This window comes from Kerstersia gyiorum, from assembly GCF_004216755.1.
Classification (GTDB): domain Bacteria; phylum Pseudomonadota; class Gammaproteobacteria; order Burkholderiales; family Burkholderiaceae_B; genus Kerstersia; species Kerstersia gyiorum.
Window position 1 is genome coordinate 567,969 of sequence record NZ_SGWZ01000002.1, and the last position, 24,119, is coordinate 592,087.

A 24,119-nucleotide genomic window follows, 5' to 3' on the forward strand; every position below is an offset into this window, starting at 1 on the left:
TGAGGGATGGGCACGATCAGTGCAGGAATCCGATGGAGATCCATGGCACGGCGGCCACGATGAGGGTGCCCAGCGTGATGCAGACCAGATAGCCGACCATGGGGCGCATGCCTTTGTCCGGATCGACCCGGGCAATGGCGCATGCGGTGTAGTAGCCCACCCCGAAAGGCGGCGCGAACAGGCCTATGCCCATGGACAGGATGACGACCATGGCGTAGTGCACTTCGTGTATGCCCAGCATGTGGGCGATGGGGAACATCAGCGGCCCCAGCAGCACGATGACGGGAATGCCTTCCAGTACGCTGCCCAGTACGATGAAGACCACGATGGACACCAGCATGAAGGTGAAGGCGCCACCCGGCAGGTCCTGCATGAATTGCGCCAGCGCGCCCGAGAAACCTGATTGGGTGAGAGCCCATGCCATGCCGGTTGCAGTGCCGAGGATCAGCAGGATGGCGCCGGACAGGCAGGCGGTATCGACCAGCATCGGATAGACGCGGCGGATATCGAAGCAACGATAGACCAGGATGCCCACGACGACGGCGTACACGATGCCGATGGTCGAGACCTCGGTCGCAGTGGCAATGCCCTCGACGACGGTAGCCCGGATGATGAAGGGCAGCGCCAGGGCGGGCAGGGCAATGACCAGCGAGGCCCAGATCTGCTTGCGGGTGGCGCGGGGAGCGCACTTTTCCTGGTTGCCGGCGCGGCGGCAACGGTAGCCCACGACCACGCACAGCATCAGGCCCAGCAACAGGCTGGGCAGCAGGCCGCCGGTGAAAAGCGCGCTGATGGAAACCCCGGTGACCGAGCCGATGGTGATCAGCACCAGGCTGGGCGGCACGGTTTCGGTTTGTGCGCCGGTGGCGGAAAGCAGCGCCACCGTTTCGCCTTCATCCGCGCCGCGAGCACGCATCTCCGGCAGGAGCACCGGCGCAATGGCCGCCATGTCAGCCGCCTTGGCGCCCGAGATGCCGGACACCACATACATGGCGCCGATGAGTACATAGGACAGGCCGCCCTTGACGTGTCCCAGCAGATTGGCCAGGAAGGCCACCATGCGATAGGCCATGCCGGTCATTTCTATCAGCATGCCCAGCAGTACGAACAGCGGTACGGCCAGCAGGATGAGGTGTGACATGCCTTCGTCCATGCGTCCGACAACCACCATCAATGGCATGCTGGTTGTCAGACTCAGGTAGCCGAGCGTGGCCAGGCCGAAGGAAAATGCGATGGGAATGCCGCCAAATACGCAGGCGCCCACAATCACCACGAAGAAGATCAGCAGATTGGCATTGCCCAGGGTTTCCAGCACAGGTTGGGCCAACAGCAGCGCGCTGACGATGGCCCCCACGCCTATGGCGGCATACAGCAGAGCGCGCCAGTTGCCGGCGGTGAGCAGGCGGATGATGGAAAAGACGATCATGAAAGCCGTGCCGACGGGCAGTGCAGCGGCGCGCCAGGCGTCGGAAATCTCCATGGCCGACGAAGTGATGTAGCTTTGCTCGACGGCGTACTCATAGGCCGGACTTTGCAGAATGCACAGGAACACCAGGGCGGCGATGCCTGCTACTGATTCCATCACGGCCCGCCGTCCTGGCGAGGATTTGTTGACGAACAGCGCCATGCGCATGTGTTCGCCGCGCCGCATGGCAATGATGGCCCCCATGACGGCCAGCCACAGAAACAGGGTGGAGGCCAGTTCGTTGGACCAGATCAGGGGGCTGTGCCAGACATAGCGAGCGGCAATGCCGGCGAACAGAATGCAGACTTCGGCCAGCACGAGGATGGCCGCGAAGGTTTCCACGATGAAGCCCAGGGACTTGTCCGCATAGGCCAGCCATACCCATGGGGTATCGCTCCGGCTCACGGTTTCCGGCAGGGGCGGCACAGATTTGGAGGTGGCGGCTGGTTGCATCAGGACAGCCCTCCCGTGGCGGTTTCAAGCATGTCCCACGCCTGATCGCCGAAATTTTTCTTCCAGGTGTCGTAAAAGCCCTTTTCTTTCAGCGCAGCCCGGATCGGAGCGGGGTCGGGCGAATTGAATGCCATCCCTTGTTGTGAGAGCGTTGATTGCAGTTCCTGGTTGAGCATGAACACATCGGCACGCATATCCATGCCGGCGGCATTGATGTTGCGGGCGACGATCTCCTGGATATCCGCCGGCAGCTTTTCCCAGGCGCGGCGATTGCCCAGGAACCAGAAACCGTCCCACATGTGGTTGGTCATGGAGCAGAATTTCTGCACTTCGTAGAATTTGGAGGTTTCAATAATGGCCAGCGGATTTTCCTGGGCATCAACCACCCTGGTTTGCAGCGAGGAATAGGTTTCGTTGAAGTTGATGCTGGTCGGGGCGGCGCCCAGGCTTTGGAACATGGAGGTCCAGAGCGGGCTGATGGGAACCCGGATCTTAATCCCGTCAAAGTCGGCAGGCACGACGATGGGGCGCGTGCTGGACGTGACCTGGCGGAAACCGTTATCCCAGATTTTGTCCATGACATATAGCCCGCGTTGCTGAATCTGTCCGCGGATATAGGCGCCCAATTGGCCGTCCATGGCTTTCCAGACCGTGTCGTAATCCGGAAATGCGAAACCCACGCCGCTGATGGCAGTGGCAGGCACCAGCGTGGAAAGAATCAGGCCCGACAGTGTGAAGAATTCCACGGCGCCAGCGCGTAGTTGGCTCAATGTATCGGTATCGGAACCCAGCTGGCTATTGGGAAAGATGGCCAATTCAAATGCGCCGTCGGTTTCCTTGAAGATTCTTTCGGCCGCTTCCCGCGCCCGAATGTTCATTGGGTGATTCACGGCCAGATTGTTCGCGTACTTGTAGCGGTACTTGGGCGCAGCCGCCCAGGCGCTGCGTAGCGGCGCAGCGGCGACCAGTGCGCTTCCGGCAGTCAAGGAAATGAGTTTGCGTCGGGACAGATTCATATTGCCTCCTTGTTGTGATGTGGTCTTTGCCCGGATAAAGGCCAGCCACGGCCATTGCCGCGATTAACGGTCAATGGATGTCTCCAGAAATTAATTGGTCCATAATGCGAACCTGTTTATTTGTTCTTGAATTTATTTAATCACATTGGGTATCATCGGTAAACAAGGAAAACCCGAGTGATATCCATGACATCTATCAATTGCCAGTAAAATTAATTATGGTCCGTAATATGGACCAATTTTTCAATTGATGTGAAATGGAATCGAATTATGTCGGCAATGGAAGAGGCAATGCATATGCGCCAGGAGATGAACAAGGCAGATCGCGTCGATGGCGCGCAGTCGGTATCGCGCGCATTGACGGTATTGCGCGCAGTGGCACGTGCGGGGGCGGAAGGCGTCGGTCTGATGACGCTGACGCGCGAAATCAGCATGAGCAAGCCGACGATCCATCGCCTGCTGAGCGTCCTGGTCACGGAAGGCATGATCGAACAGGAGCCGCAATCGCGCCGTTATTTCCTCGGGCCCGAGTGCCATATCCTGGGCCATATCGCTGCTGAGCGGCATGGCATTCACCGGCTGGCGACGCCGATCGTGCAGAAGCTGGCCTATGACTGCGGCGATAGCGCCTTTTTCTCGATAAGGCGTGGCGTGCTGGCGCTGTGCACCATGCGGGAAGATGGCGATTTCCCTCTGAAAACCTATGTGTTGGCCGCCGGAGATCGCTATCCGCTGGGTATCGGGGCGGGCAGCCTGGCCTTGCTGGTGGCCTTGCCCGATGACGAAGTCGATGAAGCGCTGGCGGTCAATGAGGCCCTGATCAATGAACGCTATCCCACGGCGACCATGGACGAAATCCGGCGCCAGGTCGCCGAAGCGCGGGCGCGCGGCGGCATCGCGATCAACCGGGGATGGGTCATGTCCGGTTCCTGGGGCATAGGGCTGGCTGTGAAGGACGCGGCGGGGCGCTTGCTGGGGGCGCTGAGTATCGCGGCCGTCCAGTCGCGCATGAGCCCGGAACGCCTGGAAGAACTCAGCGTGATGCTGCGCCAGTCGGCCAGGCGTTTGCAGCGTCAGCATGAGGCGGAACAGCCGGCCGCGCAGGGCGTCAAGGAGGCGGGCGTCCGCAAGGCACGATCGGCCGGCGCAAGGGCAGCGAAAGTGAAGGCGAGTGATACCACGGATGATTGAGCCGCGTGGTGACGCGCGCGGATAGATAGATAACGCTGGCGATGACCGCCACGCCAGGACAAGCGGGCACAGACCCGCCAACAGGCCGCAGCCCCAGGTTGCGGCCAGGCAATTCCATGACAACAAAGGAGACAACACAATGAAGCATGAACAAAACGAGGATGTCACGCTGGTGACTGGCGGCGCTTCCGGCATCGGGCTGGCCCTGACGGAAGGACTGCTGGAAAGCGGTCACCGGGTACTGGTGGCCGACGTGTCGGAGGAAAACCTCGAGGCCCTGAGAAGCAAGGCGCCCGCCACGCAGCTGCGATGCGTGCATATGGATGTATCGGACGAGCAGGGCGTGCGTGCGGTGGTGGAGGACAGCGAAGCCTGCTTCGGGCCGATCTCCGGGCTGGTGAACAGCGCCGGAATCGGCCGAGATGTGGCCTTTCTGGATACCGACCTGGATTACCTGCAACGGGTATTGCAGGTCAATCTGGTGGGCACTTTTCTGGTAGGCCGGGAAGTCGCACGCTGCATGCGGCAGCGCCGGCGTGGGTCTATTGTCAATATTGCCTCGGTGTCGGGCATCCGTGGCAACGCGGGTCGCGCCGCCTACGGCGCATCCAAAGGCGGGGTCATTACCCTGACCAAAGTCCAGGCCGTCGAACTGGCCAGCGATGGCATCCGGGTCAATGCGGTCGCGCCGGGGCCCATTGAAACGCCGCTGGTCGGGCGCATGCATACGGAGGCCGCCCGCCAGCGCTGGGTATCGGATGTGCCGCAGCGGCGCTATGCCGCCCCGGCGGAACTCAATGGCACGCTGGCCTGGCTGCTTGACGACAAGCTATCGAGTTTCGTGACGGGGCAGGTGGTCAGTGTCGATGGCGGTTTTACTGCCGCCGGCCTGCTCTGAAACGCCACCCGTGTTTCAGGGCGCCATTGCCCATCATCCTTTCATCCCTTTGTTCCGATGTTGCGCTACCCCTTGCAACAAGGAGATCTCTCATGCCATATCCACCCGTCGATCATGGGTCAGGCAGCAAGTACAACCCATTGCGCGCCCGCACACTGATTCCGCCCGGCGCGTTCAACCCGGTGCGCATCCAAAGCCGGAGCGCCCGTTCAGGCAGGCATTTCCGCCTTGCCATCCCCGAAGGCATCAGTTTGTTTGACGGCATCAGCCAGGCGCTGGCCCATCACCAGGTTGCCAGTGCATCCATGACATTGCTGGGCAGCCGGTTTTCCTATATTGAATACTGCACCGCGCCGCCAGACCCGCGCCAGCAGACCATCGTCCGCTATACCAGCGCCATTCCGTTGCATCAGGCCTATATGGTGTTCGGCAACGCCACGCTGGGCAAATCGGCAGTGGGCGAGCCGCTCATCCATTGCCACGCAGCCGTGACCGATGAGTACGGTACGCCCTATGGCGGCCATATCCTGACGCAGAATGCGATCGTCGGCCCCGGTGGCGTGTCCATCCTGGTGCTTTCGCTGGATAACTTCGAATTGCGGGTCGCATTCGACCCGGAAACCAACCAGTCTTTGCTGCAGCCGCACGATATCGAGCCGGCCGGCCAGCCCGCCCAAGCGAGGAATGCATGATGACGGTGACCCATGTCGAATCCGGCCAGATGGGCCGGGTGGCCTATGCACGCATTGCGCCCAACGAAGACCTGGTCAAGGGTGTGGAGAAGCTGTGCCTGGCTGAAGGCTTTCGCAATGCTTTCGTGCGCGGCGCGCTGGGCAGCCTGATTGATGGCTGCCTGGAACGCGGCGATGGCGATACCCAATTCATTGCCGGGCCGGCGGTGGAAATCGTCAGCCTGGCCGGTGAGGTGCGTAGCCAGTCCGACGGCACCCTGCGCGCCTTCCTGACCGGCGTAGTGGCGGATCCCCAGGGCAGGGTGTATGGCGGACCGTTCGTTGCCGGAGGCAATCCGGTGTGCGTGACGTTCGAGGTGACGCTGGAGGAGTGGTTGCCGGCGCAGGCGTAAGCCGGTACGCCGTATGTTCCGGTGACGGGCCGTTGCCTGCAGGCAGCGGCCTGTTTGGCGGTTGCGGCCGAGGCGGCTTGGCACTTGGCGTGGCGGTTGTTCCGGCGGCTTTCCCAGCCGCCTTATTTATTGCCGCGTGGGGTGGTGCTACGCGTCTGGAAATACTGTCAAGTTGAGGTAATCCAGCATGATTTAAGTGGGCGACAGGGATACAGTCTTAATGCAGACCGGCCGGTCAGTAAATTGCGTGTGGCAAACCCGGGCGCTGGGCAGGCATGAAGATGCCCGGAGGTGTCCAGCCCGTGCCTGTGTCCGCATCAGTGTGTGGGACGGGCGGCCCGCCTCGGCCGGTAAGACAACAACATGGCAAGGATGGAGACACAGGCATGGCAGAGCAACAGCAAGGGATGCACTTCGGGCGGCGACGCTTCATCAAGACGGCAGGCATCGCCAGCGGCACGTTGATGGTGGGCGGTGTTCTTGGCGCCAAAGTGAACGCGGCGGAGGATCGTGATGGCAGCTTTGATTACATCATCGTGGGTGCCGGTTCGGCCGGTTGTGTATTGGCCAATCGCCTGACCGAAGACTCGGACGTCAGGGTTTTGCTGATCGAAGCAGGCGGGCCGGACGATTCCGAAAAAATCTCCACGCCGTTGCGCCTGATCGAACTCTGGCACACCCCCTATGACTGGGCCTACGAAACCGTACCGCAACGTCATGCGCATGACCGCAAGCTGTTCTGGCCCAGGGGCAAGACCCTGGGCGGCAGCAGTTCTTTGAACGGCATGATCTATGTACGCGGCCATGCCTCCGTGTATGACGCCTGGGCGGAACAGGGCAATGCCGGCTGGCGCTACGCTGACGTCCTGCCCTATTTCAAGAAGTCCGAGGATTATGAAGGCGGCGCCAGCGAATATCATGGCAAGGGCGGCCCCCTGCATGTGACGGTCAACTACACGCCACACCCTGTTACCAAGGCAATTGTGGATGCTGCCGTCGAAGCCGGCCATCCCTACAACCCGGACCACAATGGCAAGGAAATCCTGGGGGCCGGGTTCAATCATTTGAATACCCGGGATGGCAAGCGCGCCAGCACTGCCGTGGCCTTCCTGCGCCCTGCGCTGGAGCGGCCCAACCTGAGCCTGATCACCAATGCACGGGTGCAGCGCCTGACACTGGACGGCAAGCGTTGCACCGGCCTGGTCTATGAGCAGCAGGGCAAATTGCACGAAGTGCGTGCCCAGAAAGAAGTGGTGCTCAGTGGCGGCACCATCGAATCCCCACGCGTGCTGATGTTGTCCGGCGTTGGTGACAAGGCGCACCTGGATGAGGTCGGCATACCGGTCGTGCACCACCTGCCTGGCGTTGGCAAGAACCTGCATGACCACATGCTGGTGCCAGTCGTTTATGAAAGCCTCCAGCCCATCCCGGACCTGGGCGGAAATCCCGCCATCACGCCGCTGCACGGCCAGCTATTTGCCAAGACACGGCCCGAGCTGCCCGGGCCCGATATGCAGCCGCTGTTCTTCAACGTGCCTTATTACACGCCTGAGCAAAGCGGCCCGGACAACGCCTTCACGCTGTGCGCGGCCTGCGTCATGCCGACCAGCCGTGGCGAACTGCGCCTGAGCGGCCCCGGTGTTGATGATCCGCTCTTGCTGGACCCGAATGTCCTGGCAACGGCACAGGATATCAACACCCTGGTGGCCAGCGTCAAGATGATGCGCGAGATCGCTTCCCAGCCGGCCTTGGCGCCCTGGCGTGGCCGGGAGGTCTATCCGGGCGCGGAAGTGCAGACTGATGAGGCACTGGCGGACTACTGCCGCAGCGCCATCGTGTCCTACCATCACCAGGTAGGCACCTGCGCCATGGGCCAGGGGCCGCAGGCCGTTGTGGACAGTCGGCTGAAAGTCCATGGCCTGGAAGGCGTGCGGGTCGTGGACGCATCCATCATCCCCATGGTGCCTTCCGGCAATACCAATGCGCCCGTCATCATGATCGCGGAAAAAGCGGCGGACATGATCAAGGCGGATGCGCGCGGCTGAGCAGGCCGGGAACGTGTGGGCCAACCTGGTGCCAGAGGTAACGGGGGGCTCGCCGGTATCGGGTTGCCCGCTTGAACACAAAAAACCCGCATAGCCAGTGCTGATGCGGGTTTCGTGGACTGCTATATTTTGGTGCCCGAGGCCGGAATCGAACCGGCATGCCTGACGGCGAGGGATTTTCTTACCACTTCGGCTTTCGCCGCCGTCATGCATGCGCATGGCGTTCGTGGTCTGGAGCACGCCTTCACCTTGGCCTTGCGGCTGTAGGTGCCCGCCGTCTGCTCTCTACACCTTCCTGGCAGGCGTTAACCTGCTCAGGCTTGGCTCGGCGTTGGCGCGGATGGCTGGCATCCAGGGCGTTCGCCGAGTTTGACGGGCGTCACCTGCCGGGTTTCCCCAGGCAGGGCTCAAATTTTCAAGTCCCTTGTGTCTACCGATTTCACCACTCGGGCAGTGGGGCAGGGCCGGTGGGCCGGTGCCGGTATGTCCAGCCTGGTATGCGGCGCAGGAATGCCGGATGCCATGGCTGAAATAATGAGACGAGATGATAGCCGATTTCTGGCTTGGGGGCGCAGTGCCAGGCGCGGCACAATCCAGGCCTGTTTCAGTTCATGGGAAAATGGCGGCTGAGCAGGCGGAAAACCTGCGGCGCCAGGATGGAAGCCAGCACGGCCGCGATGGGCCAGGCGACGATCCAGCCGGAGAGCCATTGCTTGACCAGGCCGACGCCGGGGGCGCGATGCAACAGCGTCATGATGAATGACATGGACAGGGACATGATGAAGCTCATGCAGAGCGGCATCATTCTCGGGACGGTAAGTCTCATGCGGCAACAGTTCCTGTGTCGTTCCGGTACGGGCGGCAAGTCCCGGCCAGGGGCAGGCCGGGGCAATCAGGCACGAATGATACCTGCTTTCGATAGCGGGTTAGTCTGCGCCGCTGGAGATCGGCCGGCATTTGCCTGCCGGCCGGGCCGGAGCGATTGCAGCCAGCCTTACGCGAGACTGCTGCGGTAGACCAGCGTTGCAGCGGTGAGGTCTTCGAGTGCAGAGCCTACCGCCTTGAAGACGGTAATGGCGCTGTCGTTGGTACGTCCGGGACGCTCGCCGCGAGTCAGCTGTTCCAGGTTGGCGCGTATGTCGTTCTGGCTGAATTTGCCGCTGGCGAAGGCATCCAGCAGATCGCCTGCCTTGGTGGGGGCTTCGTCAGTGTCGACGTAGACTTCATTGCCGATGAAACAGTCGGCATCTGTCTCTTTCATCTTGGGCGTGAAGCTGCCGATCAGGTCCAGGTGCACGCCTGGCTGCAGCCAGGCGCCGTGGATCAGAGGCGCCTCGGCCAGCGTGGCACAGCTGATGATGTCGGCCTGACGTGCGGCAGCTTCGAGGTCGGTCACGTAGCTGGCGCTGACACCTTCCGCCTGCAATTCCGAGATCAGCACGCGGGCACGTTCTTCGTTCGGGTTCCAGACATCGACATGCTCGATCGCACGCACTGCACGCATGGCGCGCGGCACCAGGCTGCCGACGCGGCCAGCGCCCAGCAGCAGCAGGCGCTTGGCGTCGCGCCGTGCCAGGAAGTCGGCGCCCAGCGCCGCAGCGGCAGCCGTGCGCCGGGAGGTGATTTCGTTGCCGTCGATGAGTGCCAGCGGCACCCCCGTGGTGGCGTCGAACAGGATAAAGGTCGAGTGCAGGCCGGGCAGCCCGCGCTGGCCGTTGCCCGAGAAGATGTTGACGGTTTTCAGGCCATAGTAGCCCTGTTCGCTCCATGCCGGCATGATCAGGGAAATGCCGTGCGCGCCTTGGCACTCGATTGGGTGATTGTGGCGCAGCGGCACCGTGCCGCCTTGTGCAAAGGCCTGGCGCAGGGCGGGCACCAGGGTATCGAAAGAAAGCTGTGCGCGGGTTTGCTGCGCGTCGAAATGTTGCATGCGGAAGCTCCGTGGCCGCCATGCACCACAGGTGCCGGCGGAAGAAGGTTGGGAAAACTGGTGTTATGGGGAACCGGGAAGCCGGGGACGCAACGGTCCGGTGGGGGTTGCGCGGCCCGTGTGGGAGCAGGGGGCGGGTGTGCGGAGAACTCGTGGCGCCAGGCGAATGCCGGCGCGTGGTGGCGCCGGGCTGCAGACGCGGCGGGCGGGCGGATGGCCCGCGCCCGCTTAGAGGATCTGCTGCAGGAAGGCCTTGGCCCGTTCGGTGCTGGGGGATGCGAAGAACGCCAGCGGTGGCGTGTCTTCCAGGATGGCCCCCTGGTCCAGGAACAGCACGCGCTCGGCCATCTGCTTGGCGAAACCCATTTCGTGGGTCACGCACAGCATGGTGATGCCGGTATTGGCCAGCTTGACCATGACGTCCAGCACTTCCTTGACCATTTCCGGGTCCAGTGCGGCGGTGGGCTCATCGAACAGAATGATCTTCGGGTCCATGCACAGCGTGCGTGCGATGGCGACGCGCTGCTGCTGGCCGCCGGAAAGCTGGGTTGGATATTTGTCCGCGTGGTTGCCCATGCCGACTTTCTCCAGCAGCTCGCGGGCCTTTTCTTCGGCGCGCTTGCGGTTTTCACCCTTGACGCTGACGGGCGCCAGTGTGCAGTTGTCCAGTACCGACATGTGGGGGAACAGGTTGAAATGCTGGAACACCATGCCAACGTCGCGCAGCGCGAGGGTGGCCTGGGTATCCTGCCGCGTGACATCCGTGCCGTGGATTTCGATGGTGCCTTTTTCGATGCGTTCCAGCTGGTTCACGCAGCGGATCAGCGTCGATTTTCCGGAACCCGAAGGTCCGCACAGGATGATGCGTTCCCCCTGGTGCACGTCGAGGTCGATGTTTTTCAGGGCGTGGTAATTCCCATACCATTTGTTCAGCCCACGGATCTTGACGACCACCGGGCGCTGGTCGCCGTTGCCGGGAGTATTGGGAGTGGGTTGTGAGGCTTGGTTTTGTGACATGGAGGGTGTCTCCGGGTCTTACATGAATCGGTGCGCCGAGTACGGCGCGGGGGATGTGAAGGTCTGCTCGCCAGTCATCATTTCTGCCAGCAGGCGGCCGGAAGCCGGGCCCAGCGTCAGGCCATGGTGCGCATGGCCGAAGTTGAACCAGAGGCCGCGGTGGTGCGGCGCAGCTGAAATGATGGGACGCATGTCCGGAGTGCAGGGACGCCTGCCCATCCAGGGTTCCGCCTCGACGGCGGTGCCCAGCGGCCAGTAGCGCCTGGCGATGCGTTCGGCGCGGTCTAGCTGGATGCGGTTTGGCGGTGCATCGGGCAGCGCCAGCTCGACGCCGGTGGTAAGGCGCACGCCTTGTTCCATGGGCGCCAGGACAAACCCGGCGCGCGAGTCACAAAGCGGATGCTGCGGCGCCGGGGTGTCCGGCCCGGGCCGGAAATGCAGGTGGTAGCCGCGCTTGTGCGCCAGGGGCAGGTCGTAGCCCAGGGAACGGTAGAGCCCGGGGGCATCCGGGCCCAGCGCGATCACGGCTTGAGCGGCTTGCAGCGTGCCATTCGGCGTATCCAGTTGCCAGCCCGCGCTGTTTTCGCGCAGGCCGCGTGCATCGGCATGCACCAGTGCGCCGCCACGTTGGCAGAACAAATCGGCATAGCCTTGCACCAGCTTCCCAGGGGCGCTGACGGTCCATGGGTCGAGCCAGTGGATGCCGCCGGCCATATTCGCCTGGGGCAGGAAGGCAGGTTCGCGCGCTGCCAGGGCCTGGCCATCGAGGATGTCGGCCTGCAGGCCATAGCGGCTGGAAATGGCGCGGGCATCAGCAGCGGCAGCCGCAAAGGCAGCCGGTTCGCGGTAGATGTCTATCCAGCCTTGGGGACGGACCAGGTGCTGCAGGCTGGCTGCCTGGATGAATGCATCGTGTTCCGTGACACAGCGCTCGATCAGAGGCAGCATGTCCTGGGCCGCACGCTCCAGTGGCTGGGGCGCCGATTCGCGCCAATAGCGCCAGAGCCAGCCGGCCATGGCGGGCAGGGCGCGCCATTGGAAATGCACGTCGGTCTGGCGGTTGGCCGCGTAGCGCAACAATGCCAGCGGCGATTGCGGGAACGAATACGGCACGACACTAGCCCGTTCGATCAGCCCGGCGTTGCCGTGGCTGGTGCCCGAGCCCGGCTGTTGCCAGTCCACCAGGCAGACCGACAGGCCGCGTTGCTGCAGGTGCAGCGCAGTGCTCGTGCCCACGATGCCCGCGCCCAGCACCAGGACGTCATGTCCTTTGCGTGTGGAGGAAGAAGGCTGATTCATGTTCAGTTCACCACATGCCGGGACAAGCGGCTTTCGATACGTTTGAGCACGCGGCGGATGATCTCCACGATGATCAGGTACAGCACGGCTGCCCACAGATACACTTCAAAATTGAAGCTGCGCGAGAAGGCCAGGCGCGCCACGCCCATGACGTCGTATACCGTGACCAGCGATGCAATGGCGCTGGCCTTGATCATCAGGATCAGTTCATTGCCCAGCGGACCGATGGCAACCAGCATGGACTGCGGCAGGATGACGCGCAGCATGGCGGTGGCCGGGCCCAGGCCCAGTGCCTGGCAGGCTTCGTACTGCCCCTTGGGAATGGCCATCAGGCTGCCACGGAAGATTTCCGCCTGATAGGCTGCGGTATTCAGCGTGAAGGCCAGCAACGCGCAATACCAGGCATCGCGGACGAACCACCACAGGCCGATATCCTGCCAGAATGGGCGGAACGAACCCAGGCCGTAGTACAGCAGGAACAGCTGCGCCAGCAGCGGGGAACCGCGGAAGAAGTAGATGTAGGCACGGCAAGGGTATTGGACCCATTTGTTCTTGCTCATGCGCCCGATGGCCAGCAGCAAGCCCAGGGCCATGCCCAGCACGAAGGACACGGCGACCAGCTTGAGCGTGATCACTAGGCCGTCCATCATGCGCGGGCCGTAGCGTTCCAGCAGATCCTGGTCCATGACGTGCGACAGCATGTTCATCACGAATTCATTCATCAGCGTGCCCCTTCATAATGGCGGCCGAAACGGCGTTCAGCGCGGCTGAACACGACGCCGGAAAGCGCCGACAGCAGCAGGTACAGCAGGCAGGCGACGAAATAGAACAGCATGGGTTGCTTGGTGGCGGCAACCGCCAGATTGGTCTGGCGCATCAGGTCTACCAGGGAAATGGTGGATACCAGGGAGGAGTCCTTCAGCAGCGTCAACCAGTTGTTGGAAAGCCCGGGCAGGGCGACCCGCATGAGCTGCGGCAGCGTGACACGTAGGAACGTCGTGCGGCGCGACAAGCCCAGGGATTGGGCAGCTTCCTGCTGGCCCTTGGGGATGGTCTTGAAGGCGCCCAGCCAGACTTCGCTGGAAAAAGCGGCCAATACCAGACTGAATGCCACGACGGCGGCCACGAAGGCGTTGATGCGGAATTCACTCTGGTAGCCGATTTTCTGCAGCAGGTGTTCGATGCCGATTTGTGCGCCGTAGTACACCAGCAGCAGGGTCAGCAGTTCGGGCAGGCCTCGGAAAACAGTGGAAAAAACGGTGGATGCGGCGCGGGGCAGGCGGCGCTTGGAGCGCGCCCCCACCGCAACGAGCAGCCCCAGCGGCAGGCCGATGGGCACGCAGCAGAGCGCCAGCGTGATAGTGACAAGCGCGCCCATGAGGAGCGCGCTGCCCCATCCGCCTTGGCCGAAGGAAAGCAGGCTGAGCAGATCAAGCATGTTTTTCTATATCCGGCTGGGGCGTTCAGTAGATGTCGGCGCCGAAATAGTGTTCGGAGATCTTCTGGTAGGTGCCGTCGGCGCGGATATCCTTGATCGCCTTGTTGAAGCGTTCGCGCAGTTCGTTGTCGCCCTTGCGCAGCGCAATGCTGGTGTCGCCTTCGGTACCCGGAATATCACCCAGCAGCTTGCAGCAGCCTTCGCTGTTTTTTTCCAGCCATTCCAGCAGCGGGAACTTGTCGTGCACGATGGCGTCCAGGCGGCCGCTGATCAGGTCGGTGCCGGCTTCGTCGGGCGTGGGGTAGAGGCGCACGTCGGCACCGGCCTTGCCGTAGACATCTTCGGCGTACATGCCTTGCGTGGAGGACGACTGGGCACCGATCACGCTGTCCTTCAGTTCATCGGCAGACGTACCGGTGAGCTTTGAATCGTTAGGGACGGCGACAGCCAGGCGGGTGCGGTAGTAGGGCTCGGTGAAATCGACGCGACGCGAACGCTCTTCGGTGTCCACCATGGAGGAGACGATGGCATCGAATTTGCGTGCCATCAGGGCGGGGATGATACCGTCCCAATCCTGTGCCACCAGCACGCATTGAGCCTGCATTTTTTCGCACAGGGCATTGGCAATGTCGACATCGAAACCATACAGCTTGCCGGAGGCATCAACGGCATTGAACGGAGGATAGGCACCTTCGATGCCGATGCGGATGGTGTCAGCTTGCGCTTGTGCGGAAATTGCGCAGAGCGCCGTGACAGCCAGCATGGATTTCAGCATTTTTTTCATGATGCGCTCCTTGAACGGTTGATAATTGTGAAAAATGGGAACGGCCTGCAGGATACCGTCTTTGAAACAGTCCAGTTTAGGCCGATTCAGGAAAATGCGTCCCGCGCGGATGTGTAGCCGATGAATGCATGGTTGAGTCCGGCGATCTGTTCCAGTCGTTGTTCGGCGGGTTTGCCCAGGCGGACGAAGACTTCATTGACCATCAAGTGCGCGAGTACCTGCATGGGCGCGGTGCATTCCCAGAACAGGTCCAGGCCGGTCGGCACGCGGAAGACTTCGCTGGCGCTGCTGTCGGCCCAATCGCAATACATGTCAGTCACCAGTGTCACCGGCAGGCCGTGATCCCGCGCCTTGCGGCACAGCAGCAGAGCATGGCGCGAATAACGCCGTGCGTCGAACACCACCAGTGCGGTTTCCGCCGGATCGGCCAGCAGCGCATCGCTGTAGTGGCCAGCGGCATTGTCGATCAGGTGCACGCCAGGACGGATGTACTGCAATAGGTGGGCCATGCTGGCCGCGACGCCGCGTTCGGTCTGAAAACCGGCTACCAATACGGTCTTGCATTCAGCCAGGCGCGCGACCACCGGCTGCCACTGGGGCGCATTGGTCAGCTCGTAGACGGCCACTTGAGCGGCAATGCTCAGTTCCAGGCTGCGGCTGTAGTCCGGGCCGTCATTGGAGCGTCTTTGCAGGAAATCCTGCAGACGCTCCCCCATCAGCCAGGGGCTGTCGCCGAGATCGTCGCGCAGGTTCTGCTTGAGATCCTTGAAATGACGAAAACCCAGGTGCCGGCAAAACCGGCCAACCGTGGTTTCACTCAGGCCCAGCTTGGCTGCCAGGCTGGCCGAAGTCTCGAAGGGCAGGCTGTTCAGGTTGCCCAGCATATAGCTCGCCACGCTGCGCTCCGAGGCCGTGCCTTGGGTGCGGAAACGTTCCAGTCGTTGAATCACACTGGCGGTAGCGGCTGGGTCTGCCATGCTTTCCTGCAAGTTTTCTGTCATTTTTTCAATTTATGGGATAAAGCTGGCATTGGGTACTTGGGGGATTCCCTAGGCAAAGTCGGCGCGGCCTGCCATTTTTTGGTGCATGAAAGGCGTCATTTCGGTGCATTGCCCAGCGAAAGCCGTGATTGGCAATGCGGCAAGCGCTCAGAATTTCAGGCTTTTGAGGTGGATACTGGTTTCGGTGGCCGCAATGCCTTTGATCAGGCGGATGCGTTCCAGGGCTTCGGCCAATTGCGCCATGCTCTGCACCCGCAGTTCCGCCAGCATGTCCCAGCGGCCATTGGTGTCGTGCAGTTCGGCAATGGCCGGTTCGCCGGACAGCGCCTGGACGATGCGTTGCGTTTCGTGTCCTTCGATGGCGATGCTGGTCCAGGCCACGATTTCCTCAGGCTGTGAATCGGGCCGCACGCGGATGCTGTAGCCCAGGATGATGCCGTCGCGCTCCATGCGGTTCAGGCGGTTGTTGACCGTGCCGCGCGAGACATCGAGCTTTTTTGCCAGCGTGGCGACAGAGGTGCGGGCATCGTTGCGCAACAGGGCCAGGATTTGATGATCCAGGCTATCCATTGATAATTTCGTCATTTTATTCTGTCGTTTAGTCAATATATGGACATTTTATAGATATTTTTGCCGCTATGAATTGATCTGGCGCTGAGAAACAATAGAAAAAAGCGCCATGGAACGGATTGTTCTCGGCGCCCGATTCATCAAGAGGAGAAAAAACATGACTACCTTCCTGGCAACCGAAGACGTCGTTGCGCTGACCCGTCGATTGGGGATTGAACAGACCCTCAGGCAGATGGAAGCCTACATCAAGGCGGATTTCCTGCGCTGGGAGGCATTCGATAAAACGGCCCGCGTGGCCAGCCATTCCGATATCGGCGTGATCGAACTGATGCCGGCGGCGGATCACGAGCTGTATGCATTCAAGTACGTCAATGGGCACCCCTCCAATCCGCAGGTCGGGCTGCCAACTGTCATGGCTTTTGGCGCACTGGCCGAAGTCTCCACGGGCAAGCCGCTGCTGCTGAGCGAACTCACGCTCACGACCGCCTTGCGCACTGCCGCCACGTCCGCACTGGCCGCCCGGGTGCTGGCCCGTCCGCAAGCGCGGGTCATGGCCTTGATTGGCAATGGATCGCAAAGTGAATTCCAGGCGTTGGCGTTCCATTACTTGCTGGGTATCGACACCATCCGCCTGTACGATGTCGACCCCGGCGCAACGGCCAAGCTGCGCCTCAACCTGGCCCAGGTGCCTGGCCTCACGCTAGTGGCCTGCGCCAGTGCTGCGGAAGCGGCCCAAGGGGCGGATATCGTCACGACGGTCACGGCGGACAAGACCAACGCCATCATCCTGGATGCCAGCATGATCGAACCCGGCATGCATATCAATGCCGTCGGCGGAGATTGCCCCGGGAAAACGGAACTGGCTGCCGATATCCTGCTGGGTGCCACCACTTTCGTGGAGTTCGAGCCGCAATCCCGCATTGAAGGGGAAATCCAGCAGATGCCAGCGGACTACACGGTGCAGCCTTTGTGGGAAGTGCTGGCCGGCAAGCGTGCCGGACGCAGCCGGACCGACGAAATTACCGTGTTCGATTCGGTTGGCTTTGCGCTGGAGGATTATGCCGCGCTGCGTTTCCTGCATGATCAGGCGCAGGCCCATGGCCTGGGCGTCAAACTGGAAGTGGTGCCCGATCTGGCAGACCCCAAGAACCTGTTCGGTGAAGCGTTGGGTGCTGCCTCTGCTTCGGCTGCGCCTGCAGGTGCATTGGCGGCATAACAGCTTTCTTGCCAGGTGCATGTCAAACTTGGCGATATGACGGTACGGGCGCGGTATCAGCACGTAGAATAAGAGATTCATGCCCTGGCCATTTTCTGGCCGGGGCATTTCTCATTTTCTTCACCGTTTTCTGACTGTGGGCTGAACGTTAGTGGCCAGGCAGAGGCGGCATTCTGTGGAAAACGAACGTGCTATATCTGCTATGGCTGGCGCCGGTGGTTCTGTTGATCGTCTTGATAGGTGTATTCCGGCAACCTGTCATCCGTTCCGCCATGCTGGGCGCGGCGCTGGCCCTGCTGGTTGCGTTCCTCAGCGCGCCACGCGTGTTCGGCTTCCATGAGGCCATACTTGCTGTGGCACGGGGCAGCTGGATCGGCCTGACGGTCGTGCCTTATATATTGGGTGGGCTGCTGTTCTGGCGCGTGGCCAGCCTGGTGGGCGAGGGCGGCCGTCAATCCGGAACTTCGGCACCTGCACCCGCACCTGCGGCCAATCCTGCATCCACTTCCGCCGATGTCGGCGCAACCGTCTCCGCGACGGCCCCTGTCTCGGCCTCTGCACTGACGACTGTCGCAATAGTCGCACCTGCGTCAGGGCTTCATCCTGTCCCTGTTCAGCCAGCTGTCGGCACGGCCGACAACATTGCCTGTAGCCCCGTGCCGGTTGTGGCGGACAACGCGGCACGGGATGAACCGGCGGCAGCCGCCGGGCAGGCGTTCGCCGATGAACAGAGGGAAACCGAGCCGCCAGAGGCAGCCCAGATACGCGAAGCAACCCTGGAGCCGGGGGCTGTTCCGGCGCAGGAAGCCAGCCCGGCGCAACGGGCTGACCAGGCGCAGGAACCGGGCCGGAAACAGGTGCCAAGCGATGGCGAGGAGTCCGTTGCACTGGCAGGCGGTGCAGCCATTGCGCAAGTCCATGCGGCGGCCGAGGCGGCGCGTGCAGCCCAGGCGCAACGACGCATCCTGTTCAATGCCTGTTTCCTGATTGGTCCCTTTGCCGAATCCGTTACCGGGTTTGGCGTGGGCATGATGGGAACGTTTGCCTTGCTGGCAACCCTCTCGCTGCGTCCGGCCTATCTGCTGGCATTTGGTTTCATCGGACAGGCCCTGGGCCCCTGGGGGGGCATGGCCAGCGGCACCTTGATCGCTGCTGCGCTGGCCGGTTCCAATCCTGCGACATTTGCAGTCCTCAGTGGCGGCATGGTCAGCCTGATGCTGCTGGCCTGGTTGCCGCTTTTCTGGCGCCTGGCGGCACATGCCGGTCTGCCGTTTCCACGCGACGAGCGCCGCAAGGATGCCGCCTGGCTCGCCGGCACGCTGCTGCTGTTGCTGCTCATGACCTGGCTGGGCGGCCCGGAAACCGGGCTGATTGCTTCCTTCGGCCCAGTCATCGCCTTGCGCTATTTTCTCAGCCATGATGCGAAGTTCAGCAGTCTGTGGCTGGCGGCGCGCCAGGTATGGCCGTATATCCTGCTGGTCGCCGGGTTGGCATTAACGCGCCTGATCCCGTCCTGGGCACGATTTTTGCGCGAAACCGGCAGCATTCGTCCCTTCGAGAACCTGCCGGCTTTCAGCCCGCTGTTCCACTCTGGCGTCTGGCTGCTGATGCTGGGCTTGTTGGTGGCGGTGCTGATCCGCCAACGGCGGCGCGTGGTGCCCATCATGCAGGAGAGCTGGACGAGCGGCAAGGTGGCGATCTTCACCACCGCGCTGTTCTGTATCCTGGCCGAAGTGCTGAGCCTGTCCGGAATAGCCACTTCGCTGGCCGCGGGCATGCTGGACGCGCTGGGGCGGACGTCGGTTTTCCTATCCATGCTGCTGGCCGCGCTGTTCGGCCTGGTGACCAACAGCGCCAATGCATCCAATGGCCTGCTGATGAATTCACAGTTGGCGCTGGCCCATGGAACGGGCTTGAGCGCGCTGGGAGCCGCGGCCCTGCAGCACGCATCGGCCATTGCCATGAGCACGTTTTCGCCGGTACGTATCATGCTGGCTTGCAGCTTTGCCGGCGTGGTGGTCGGCATGCGTGATGTTTATCGCACGGTGCTGCCTTTCATGGCCGTGGTGGCCGTGATCGTGCTGCTTTTGGCATGCGTGCTGCTGGCGTATGCCGGGCCGGCGCTGCTGGTGCCGGCTGTAGGCTGATGTGTATGCCGGCTCAATGGCCAGATCAGGCTCCGGGCCGGCATAGGCCCGGCATAGGGCAGGCCTTAGCGGTATTGCTGCGCCTGCATTTCCGCGCGGACGGCGTGGGCTTCTTCCCAGCCGCCATTTTCCAGTGCCAGCGCCAGCAGAATCAGCACGATGGCGGCCGAAAGCAGGCTGCGCGCGATGTAGCGGGATTGTGTTGCCTCAGGGCGCAGGCTGCCGATCGCCAGGCCCAGCGCGAAGCCGGCCAGCAGGCCGCCGATATGCGCCAGCTGGTCGATGCCGGGAATAAGCAGGCCCAGCACGATATTGATGGCCACGACCTGGAACAGCGATTTGAACAGCCGGCTGTTGGCTTCCGGTGTATGGATCTTGCTGGCGAGGGCGCTGGCAAGCAAGCCGCCGCACAGCGCCATGATCGCGCCTGATGCGCCGACACTGACGATCAGGTTGACTACCGTCACGGTTTGCATGCCACCGAAACCGGGGACGGTTTCAAACAGATGGTATGCATTCCAGGCGGCGCTGGAAAAACTGGCCCATAGCCCGCCGATCAGATAGATGACCAGCATGCCCGGGCGGCCCAGGCGCTGTTCCGTCAGCGGACCAACAATCATCAGCATATACATATTGGCGACCAGATGCATCAGGCCGCCATGCAGGAACATATTGGAGAGCAGGCGCCAGTAGTCGCCGGTCAGTGTGAGCACGGACAGGTTGCCACCCCAATCCTGCAGGTGGCGGCTGTCAAAATCAATGAACTCGCCGCCGCTGAGCGCGACCAGCAGGTAAAGCACCACATTGATGGCGATCAGTACGGCCGTGGGCCAGGGGAAGGAAGGGGAGTACGGAGAGCGTGTAGTCTGCATATCGGTCTATGGGTGAAACGGGCGGAGCCTGGGCCGGAAGCAGGTGCGGGCCTGGCAGGAGGCCTGCGCCAACATGGCGCCATGTTACAGCGAGAGGGGAAATGGCGTGCTGGGCGGGCGCGTTAATATGTATGTTTTATGCCCCCATGTAACGGTGCCATTCCATGCGAGTAATAGAGATTTCCCAACCCGGCGGCCCGGAAGTCCTGGTGCAGGCCGAACGTGCCATACCGGTGCCCGCACCGGGTGAAGTCCTGATCAAGGTTCATGCGGCCGGAATCAATCGCCCGGATCTGTTCCAGCGCCAGGGCAGCTATCCGCCGCCGCCCGGCGCCTCCGACTTGCCCGGCCTGGAAGTGGCCGGCGAGATTGTCGGCGGAGATGTCGAGGCCGGTGGCTGGCGTGTGGGGGACAGGGTTTGCGCGCTGACGGCCGGTGGCGGCTATGCGGAATATTGCGTGGCGCCTGCCGGGCATTGCCTGCCGATTCCGGACGGCTGGAGCATGGTCGAAGCGGCAGGTCTGCCGGAAACGGCGTTTACTGTATGGAGCAATGTTTTTGATCGCGGCCGTCTTTCTGAAGGCGAAACCTTGCTGGTACATGGCGGGGCCAGCGGTATCGGCGTAACCGCCATCCAGGTTGCCACTGCGCTGGGCCATAAGGTCTATGCCACGGTAGGCAGCGACGAACGGGTGCAGGCGGTGCAGGCGCTGGGCGCCGTGCGCGGCATCAATTACCGCAGCGAAGACTTCGTGACGGTCATCAAGGAGGCGACCGAGGGCCGTGGCGTGGATGTGATTCTGGACATGGTGGCCGGTGATTATGTGGCGCGCAACCTGAAATGCCTGGCCGAAGATGGCCGTGCCGTATGCATCGCGGTACTGGGCGGTGCGCGCGCCGAGGTCAATGCCGGCCTGATCATGCAGCGCCGCCTGACATTGACGGGCTCGACCTTGCGCCCGCGCAGCGTGGCCTACAAGGCCGAAGTGGCCCGCCAGTTGCGTGAGCGGGTGTGGCCCCTGTTGGCCGCAGGGCGTATCCGGCCGGTTGTGCATGGTGTGTTTGCATTCGCTGACGCGGCCCGGGCGCATGCCGTCATGGAAGAGGGCGGACATACCGGCAAACTGGTCCTGCAGCTGCAGGACTAAGCTGATCGGCGGGCTGCGCCAGCGCTGGCGCAGCTTTTTTCGCGCACAAGGGCGGCTTCTCTAACCATTGGGCGGGCCGACAGGATACAATCCTGCGTTTATCCCGATTTCGCAATACTGACGCATGAACGCAGAAAATACTCGCAAGCGCCTGGTGCTGGGCAATTGGAAACTGCATGGCAACCTGGCCGATAACGCCACGCTGCTGGCCGCTGTGCGCGCTGGCGCCGTCGGCCAGACGGCTGAAATCGGTGTTTGCGTGCCATTTCCGTATCTTGCTCAGGCGGGCGCTGCCCTGGCAGGCTCCCCGGTTTCCTGGGGGGCGCAAGACGTAAGCACGCATGAAAAAGGCGCCTATACGGGCGAGGTTTCCGCGCCGATGCTGGCAGACCTGGGATGCAGCTGGGCGCTCGTGGGCCACTCGGAACGACGCAGTTACCATGCGGAAAGCAATGATTATGTGGCAGCCAAGGCTGCTGCTGCGCTGAAGGCAGGCATCACGCCGGTTGTGTGCGTGGGCGAAACGCTGGAACAGCACGAGGCCGGCAAGACGCTGGACGTCATCGCCGAACAACTGGCGCCGGTGCTGGCGCTGGGTGCCGAGCAAGTGGCGCGAACCGTCATTGCTTACGAGCCCGTCTGGGCCATCGGTACCGGCCTGAGCGCAACGCCGGAGCAGGCCCAGGAAGTGCATGCGGCCATCCGGGCCCAACTGCGCACGCTGGGTGCCGCTGTCGCTGAAGTTCGAATCCTGTACGGCGGCAGCGTCAAGCCTGCCTCCGCTGCCGGGCTGTTTGCCCAGCCTGACATCGACGGCGGCCTGATTGGCGGCGCCGCGCTGGTGGCGGACGATTTCCTGAAGATCGCCGCGGCATAAAAGTTTCTGGAGCTATTACAAGCATGTCTTCGATCTACACGTTGTTGCTGGTCATTCAAATCCTTTCCGCCTTTACGATCATCGGCCTGGTGCTGATGCAGCATGGCAAGGGCGCCGATATGGGCTCTTCTTTCGGCAGCGGTTCCGCCGGCAGCCTGTTTGGCGCATCGGGTGCTGCCAACTTCCTGTCGCGTACCACCAAGTGGGCGGCGGTGCTGTTCTTCGCCGTGACGACCGGCCTGGCCTATTTCAGCTACGCGCCCAACCGCGCCAAGGAAAAGGCCGAAGAAACCGGCGTGATGCAGGGCTATCAGGACTTGTCCGTGCCCCAGCTGGGCGATACCCCGGTGAATAACGCTGGTGGCGCTGCCGCTGTGCCGTCCGCGCCGGTCACGCCTGGAGCGCAAGTGCCTGCCGCGCCGCAGGATGCGCCCGTCGCTCCGGCGGAGAACGCTGTGCCGCAACAGCCCGAAGCAGCCACGCCGGCCGCCGAGCCCGAGGCCGCCCCGGTGGAGCCGCAACAGGCGGAGGCCGTCCAGCCGGAAGCGGTTCCTGCCGAGCAGGCACCGCAAGCCGCATCGGCACAGCCTGCCGAGCAGCAAACTGAACCTGCCGCACAGTAAAGAAAGTACCTTGGGGTGTGATGGCGTGGCTGTCACACCTGAGTTTTTGGCAGGGCATGGGGTGGCCAGTATGCGGAACTGGGAAATTTTTGATTTCCCAGTTTGCAATAAAAAAATCCATGCTATAATTTAATGCTATTCAACGCTGAGCTAGTTAAGGCAGCGGATTGGTGCCAGTGCCGTCGTGGTGGAATTGGTAGACACGCTATCTTGAGGGGGTAGTGGCGAAAGCTGTGCGAGTTCGAGTCTCGCCGACGGCACCAATAAATTTCTTATCGCTGGTCTTGTAAAATAAAAAATCTTCAAGATCAGTCGGTTACCAAGCCGGAAACAAAGCGGTTGATCCCCTGAAATCAATGTAGTCCGCTTTTTGGCCCCAGATTGCCCCGCGCTTGGTTCCTTGCTTCAATGATGGCAAGTATTCAAAAGTTGTCCAACGGACGCATCGAGTGCAGATCACACTGCGCTACGACACAGGCCAAGCTCCCATATGGGACAGCGCCGCCTTTCACACAAAACGAGAAACAGTAATCCGGGCAGCCCAGCGTGAGCATTCGCCACGGCGACAGGCGACTTGCGTCCTTGGCGAGGCGCCATTCCCTGCGCGATGCGTTGCGTCGTTATGCGGATGACGCGGCATCAAAGAAGCGGGGCTGGCCTTGGGAATGCATCAGACTGAAAGACAACGGCCGCTAACGCGGCCGTGTATTTGTTATGCAAATATTTGACGAGTATCTGTATTTCAGATATTTTTCGTTTATCTGTATTTCGAGTAAATATCATGCTGCCTGCTTCTTATCCTTTGGTCACCCCAGGCCAGTTGGGCGCAACGCTGCAAGCCGCTCGTAAAGCAGCGGGTTTGACGCAGTCAGAACTGGCGTCACGCATAGGCCTAAGCCAATCGCGTGTTTCCCACTTGGAGCTTCATGCGCAAGAGTTGAGCGTGGGGCAGCTGCTGGCGTGGTGCGCGACGCTGGGGCTGGAGTTGAGTGTCGGCGCACGCGGCAGCGAAGCGTTGTCCGCAGCGTCCGCGATGGATTGGTGA

The 24,119-nt window shown here is 62.0% G+C and carries 22 protein-coding genes, 1 tRNA gene and 1 pseudogene; 12 read left to right on the forward strand and 12 right to left on the reverse strand.

The genetic code is table 11. From position 1 onward, the window contains the following. Positions 1-16: 16 nt before the first annotated feature. The gene (locus EV679_RS08895; protein ID WP_130486997.1) at positions 17-1,918 is read right to left on the reverse strand and encodes a TRAP transporter large permease; all 1,902 of its coding nucleotides are present in this window, start codon (positions 1,916-1,918) and stop codon (positions 17-19) included. Then, on the reverse strand, positions 1,918-2,934 hold the full coding sequence (locus EV679_RS08900; protein ID WP_068367931.1) for a TRAP transporter substrate-binding protein: 1,017 nt from the start codon (positions 2,932-2,934) through the stop codon (positions 1,918-1,920). The genes EV679_RS08895 and EV679_RS08900 overlap by 1 nt, the downstream gene beginning before the upstream one ends. 270 nt (positions 2,935-3,204) lie before the next feature. On the opposite strand from EV679_RS08900, the gene EV679_RS08905 reads away from it, so the two are divergent. The 5 genes from EV679_RS08905 to EV679_RS08925 all read left to right on the forward strand — a co-directional run bounded on the left by EV679_RS08905 (position 3,205) and on the right by EV679_RS08925 (position 8,152). After that, a complete protein-coding gene (locus tag EV679_RS08905) occupies positions 3,205-4,125 on the forward strand; it encodes an IclR family transcriptional regulator (RefSeq protein ID WP_240733321.1) in 921 nt (306 codons plus the stop codon). Between the two features lie 139 nt (positions 4,126-4,264). After that, complete coding sequence (locus EV679_RS08910) at positions 4,265-5,023, forward strand: SDR family NAD(P)-dependent oxidoreductase (RefSeq protein ID WP_130486998.1); 759 nt, start codon at positions 4,265-4,267, stop codon at positions 5,021-5,023. Positions 5,024-5,205: 182 nt separating this feature from the next. After that, on the forward strand, positions 5,206-5,715 hold the full coding sequence (locus EV679_RS08915; protein WP_477218291.1) for a PPC domain-containing DNA-binding protein: 510 nt from the start codon (positions 5,206-5,208) through the stop codon (positions 5,713-5,715). Further along, the gene (locus EV679_RS08920; protein ID WP_207224915.1) at positions 5,715-6,107 is read left to right on the forward strand and encodes a PPC domain-containing DNA-binding protein; all 393 of its coding nucleotides are present in this window, start codon (positions 5,715-5,717) and stop codon (positions 6,105-6,107) included. Before EV679_RS08915 ends, EV679_RS08920 begins: the two co-directional genes overlap by 1 nt. A gap of 386 nt (positions 6,108-6,493) precedes the next feature. Then, positions 6,494-8,152, forward strand: coding sequence for a GMC family oxidoreductase (locus EV679_RS08925; RefSeq protein WP_202969520.1), 1,659 nt, complete (start codon positions 6,494-6,496; stop codon positions 8,150-8,152). 604 nt (positions 8,153-8,756) lie between these two features. Here EV679_RS08925 and EV679_RS08930 read toward each other — a convergent pair. The 9 genes from EV679_RS08930 to EV679_RS08970 all read right to left on the reverse strand — a co-directional run bounded on the left by EV679_RS08930 (position 8,757) and on the right by EV679_RS08970 (position 16,191). Continuing rightward, entirely contained in the window at positions 8,757-8,978 is a 222-nt protein-coding gene (locus tag EV679_RS08930; protein ID WP_130487001.1) for a DUF2798 domain-containing protein, read from the reverse strand. 168 nt (positions 8,979-9,146) lie between these two features. After that, entirely contained in the window at positions 9,147-10,082 is a 936-nt protein-coding gene (lhpI, locus tag EV679_RS08935) for a bifunctional Delta(1)-pyrroline-2-carboxylate/Delta(1)-piperideine-2-carboxylate reductase (RefSeq protein WP_068367924.1), read from the reverse strand. 228 nt (positions 10,083-10,310) lie between these two features. After that, positions 10,311-11,099 (reverse strand): amino acid ABC transporter ATP-binding protein, encoded by a 789-nt coding sequence (locus tag EV679_RS08940; RefSeq protein ID WP_068367921.1) that lies wholly within the window; start codon positions 11,097-11,099, stop codon positions 10,311-10,313. Between the two features lie 18 nt (positions 11,100-11,117). Next, positions 11,118-12,398 (reverse strand): NAD(P)/FAD-dependent oxidoreductase, encoded by a 1,281-nt coding sequence (locus EV679_RS08945; RefSeq protein WP_130487002.1) that lies wholly within the window; start codon positions 12,396-12,398, stop codon positions 11,118-11,120. A 2-nt stretch (positions 12,399-12,400) separates the two neighbouring features. After that, positions 12,401-13,120: an ABC transporter permease gene (locus EV679_RS08950; RefSeq protein WP_068367919.1), complete on the reverse strand. Its 720-nt coding sequence runs from the start codon at positions 13,118-13,120 to the stop codon at positions 12,401-12,403. Next, positions 13,120-13,836, reverse strand: coding sequence for an ABC transporter permease (locus tag EV679_RS08955; protein WP_068367915.1), 717 nt, complete (start codon positions 13,834-13,836; stop codon positions 13,120-13,122). Before EV679_RS08955 ends, EV679_RS08950 begins: the two co-directional genes overlap by 1 nt. A 25-nt stretch (positions 13,837-13,861) precedes the next feature. Beyond that, on the reverse strand, positions 13,862-14,620 hold the full coding sequence (locus EV679_RS08960) for a transporter substrate-binding domain-containing protein (RefSeq protein WP_202969519.1): 759 nt from the start codon (positions 14,618-14,620) through the stop codon (positions 13,862-13,864). 86 nt (positions 14,621-14,706) lie between these two features. Further along, entirely contained in the window at positions 14,707-15,597 is an 891-nt protein-coding gene (locus EV679_RS08965) for a MurR/RpiR family transcriptional regulator (RefSeq protein WP_068369187.1), read from the reverse strand. Positions 15,598-15,768: 171 nt separating this feature from the next. Further along, the gene (locus EV679_RS08970) at positions 15,769-16,191 is read right to left on the reverse strand and encodes an Lrp/AsnC family transcriptional regulator (RefSeq protein ID WP_068367913.1); all 423 of its coding nucleotides are present in this window, start codon (positions 16,189-16,191) and stop codon (positions 15,769-15,771) included. Positions 16,192-16,348: 157 nt separating this feature from the next. On the opposite strand from EV679_RS08970, the gene EV679_RS08975 reads away from it, so the two are divergent. Then, positions 16,349-17,407: an ornithine cyclodeaminase gene (locus tag EV679_RS08975; protein WP_130487003.1), complete on the forward strand. Its 1,059-nt coding sequence runs from the start codon at positions 16,349-16,351 to the stop codon at positions 17,405-17,407. 188 nt (positions 17,408-17,595) lie between these two features. Beyond that, positions 17,596-19,554, forward strand: a complete 1,959-nt coding sequence (locus tag EV679_RS08980) for an L-lactate permease (RefSeq protein ID WP_130487004.1) — start codon at positions 17,596-17,598, stop codon at positions 19,552-19,554. 65 nt (positions 19,555-19,619) lie between these two features. Here EV679_RS08980 and EV679_RS08985 read toward each other — a convergent pair whose 3' ends face one another. Continuing rightward, entirely contained in the window at positions 19,620-20,426 is an 807-nt protein-coding gene (locus EV679_RS08985; RefSeq protein WP_130487005.1) for a rhomboid family intramembrane serine protease, read from the reverse strand. Between the two features lie 164 nt (positions 20,427-20,590). Between EV679_RS08985 and EV679_RS08990 the strand changes: the two genes are divergently transcribed. The 5 genes and pseudogenes from EV679_RS08990 to EV679_RS09010 all read left to right on the forward strand — a co-directional run bounded on the left by EV679_RS08990 (position 20,591) and on the right by EV679_RS09010 (position 24,119). Next, positions 20,591-21,574, forward strand: a complete 984-nt coding sequence (locus tag EV679_RS08990) for an NAD(P)H-quinone oxidoreductase (protein ID WP_130487006.1) — start codon at positions 20,591-20,593, stop codon at positions 21,572-21,574. Positions 21,575-21,698: 124 nt separating this feature from the next. After that, entirely contained in the window at positions 21,699-22,451 is a 753-nt protein-coding gene (tpiA, locus tag EV679_RS08995) for a triose-phosphate isomerase (protein ID WP_130487007.1), read from the forward strand. 23 nt (positions 22,452-22,474) lie between these two features. Further along, positions 22,475-22,939 (forward strand): annotated as a pseudogene (secG, locus tag EV679_RS09000) (preprotein translocase subunit SecG); the annotation flags it as partial. Positions 22,940-23,252: 313 nt separating this feature from the next. Continuing rightward, a tRNA-Leu gene (locus tag EV679_RS09005) sits at positions 23,253-23,337 on the forward strand. Positions 23,338-23,855: 518 nt separating this feature from the next. After that, positions 23,856-24,119, forward strand: coding sequence for a helix-turn-helix domain-containing protein (locus tag EV679_RS09010; protein WP_083969414.1), 264 nt, complete (start codon positions 23,856-23,858; stop codon positions 24,117-24,119).

Excerpts from the sequence above, each read along its gene's own strand:
- EV679_RS08925 (WP_202969520.1), top strand. The coding sequence starts at position 6,494 with ATGGCAGAGCAACAGCAAGGGATGCACTTCGGGCGGCGACGCTTCATC.
- EV679_RS08910 (WP_130486998.1), top strand. The coding sequence starts at position 4,265 with ATGAAGCATGAACAAAACGAGGATGTCACGCTGGTGACTGGCGGCGCT.
- EV679_RS08920 (WP_207224915.1), top strand. The coding sequence starts at position 5,715 with ATGACGGTGACCCATGTCGAATCCGGCCAGATGGGCCGGGTGGCCTAT.
- EV679_RS08940 (WP_068367921.1), bottom strand. The coding sequence starts at position 11,099 with ATGTCACAAAACCAAGCCTCACAACCCACTCCCAATACTCCCGGCAAC.
- EV679_RS08990 (WP_130487006.1), top strand. The coding sequence starts at position 20,591 with ATGCGAGTAATAGAGATTTCCCAACCCGGCGGCCCGGAAGTCCTGGTG.
- EV679_RS09010 (WP_083969414.1), top strand. The coding sequence starts at position 23,856 with ATGCTGCCTGCTTCTTATCCTTTGGTCACCCCAGGCCAGTTGGGCGCA.
- EV679_RS08930 (WP_130487001.1), bottom strand. The coding sequence starts at position 8,978 with ATGAGACTTACCGTCCCGAGAATGATGCCGCTCTGCATGAGCTTCATC.
- EV679_RS08955 (WP_068367915.1), bottom strand. The coding sequence starts at position 13,836 with ATGCTTGATCTGCTCAGCCTGCTTTCCTTCGGCCAAGGCGGATGGGGC.
- EV679_RS08895 (WP_130486997.1), bottom strand. The coding sequence starts at position 1,918 with ATGCAACCAGCCGCCACCTCCAAATCTGTGCCGCCCCTGCCGGAAACC.
- EV679_RS08960 (WP_202969519.1), bottom strand. The coding sequence starts at position 14,620 with ATGAAAAAAATGCTGAAATCCATGCTGGCTGTCACGGCGCTCTGCGCA.
- EV679_RS08985 (WP_130487005.1), bottom strand. The coding sequence starts at position 20,426 with ATGCAGACTACACGCTCTCCGTACTCCCCTTCCTTCCCCTGGCCCACG.
- EV679_RS08950 (WP_068367919.1), bottom strand. The coding sequence starts at position 13,120 with ATGAATGAATTCGTGATGAACATGCTGTCGCACGTCATGGACCAGGAT.
- EV679_RS08900 (WP_068367931.1), bottom strand. The coding sequence starts at position 2,934 with ATGAATCTGTCCCGACGCAAACTCATTTCCTTGACTGCCGGAAGCGCA.
- EV679_RS08945 (WP_130487002.1), bottom strand. The coding sequence starts at position 12,398 with ATGAATCAGCCTTCTTCCTCCACACGCAAAGGACATGACGTCCTGGTG.
- EV679_RS08965 (WP_068369187.1), bottom strand. The coding sequence starts at position 15,597 with ATGGCAGACCCAGCCGCTACCGCCAGTGTGATTCAACGACTGGAACGT.
- EV679_RS08970 (WP_068367913.1), bottom strand. The coding sequence starts at position 16,191 with ATGGATAGCCTGGATCATCAAATCCTGGCCCTGTTGCGCAACGATGCC.
- EV679_RS08905 (WP_240733321.1), top strand. The coding sequence starts at position 3,205 with ATGTCGGCAATGGAAGAGGCAATGCATATGCGCCAGGAGATGAACAAG.
- tpiA (WP_130487007.1), top strand. The coding sequence starts at position 21,699 with ATGAACGCAGAAAATACTCGCAAGCGCCTGGTGCTGGGCAATTGGAAA.
- lhpI (WP_068367924.1), bottom strand. The coding sequence starts at position 10,082 with ATGCAACATTTCGACGCGCAGCAAACCCGCGCACAGCTTTCTTTCGAT.
- EV679_RS08975 (WP_130487003.1), top strand. The coding sequence starts at position 16,349 with ATGACTACCTTCCTGGCAACCGAAGACGTCGTTGCGCTGACCCGTCGA.